This is a genomic window from Streptococcus suis (assembly GCF_002964045.1).
GTDB lineage: Bacteria > Bacillota > Bacilli > Lactobacillales > Streptococcaceae > Streptococcus > Streptococcus suis_U.
Genome location: NZ_POPB01000230.1, coordinates 1 through 729, shown reverse-complemented (window position 1 = coordinate 729; position 729 = coordinate 1). Strand labels below are relative to the sequence as shown.

Genomic DNA, 729 nt, shown 5'->3' with positions numbered 1-729 from the left:
CAGGTTGATGGGACGCCTATCACACCTCGCATTGTCCATCAATCCGTTTATACCAGCCTGAAGAAGAAAGTGCCACAGCTTCTGGAAGCCCTGGATGGTTATTTCTCTGACCATCATCGTTTTATGTTAAAGCAGTCCTTAGAGATTTATGATTTTTATCAGAAGCAGATTGAGTTGCTGGAAGAACGAATTAATGTCTATCTATCACAATATGAAAACCATGTAGAAATATTGGATTCCATCCCAGGCATTGATGTTATTACAGCTTCTGTTATCATTTCTGAGGTTGGAGTTGACATGAGTCAGTTTCCCACTGCTGGACATTTAGCTTCTTGGGCTGGACTTTGTCCAGGTAATAATGAGAGTGCTGGTAAGAAACGAAGTACCAAGATTCGGCATGGTAATTCTTATTTGAAGAAATGTTTATGCCAAGCCGCTTTCGCTGTCAAAAAACAAAAAGGAAGTCCCCTAGCAGACCGATTTTATCAGATTCAAAGTCGGCGTGGTTCACAAAAAGCAACAATTGCCCTCGCACATCAATTATTAAAAATAGCCTATATCCTTTTAAAAGAGCAGATAACGTATCCTGAATTTTTAGCACAGAAAAAGACTACTAGGGACGAGCTAGTAGCCTAACATAAAAAATTTTTCGCTTTGATTATATCATAGGGAGGGAGTTTTTGCATTCTTTTGAGTTTTCGTATAAGAACTCGACTGGTCAAAAGAGTT

1 pseudogene is annotated in these 729 nt (G+C 39.1%); it reads left to right on the top strand.

What is annotated here, in order from left to right:
- A pseudogene (locus C1E99_RS02130) lies at positions 1 to 628 on the top strand (transposase); the annotation flags it as partial.
- Positions 629 to 729 lie beyond the last annotated feature (101 nt).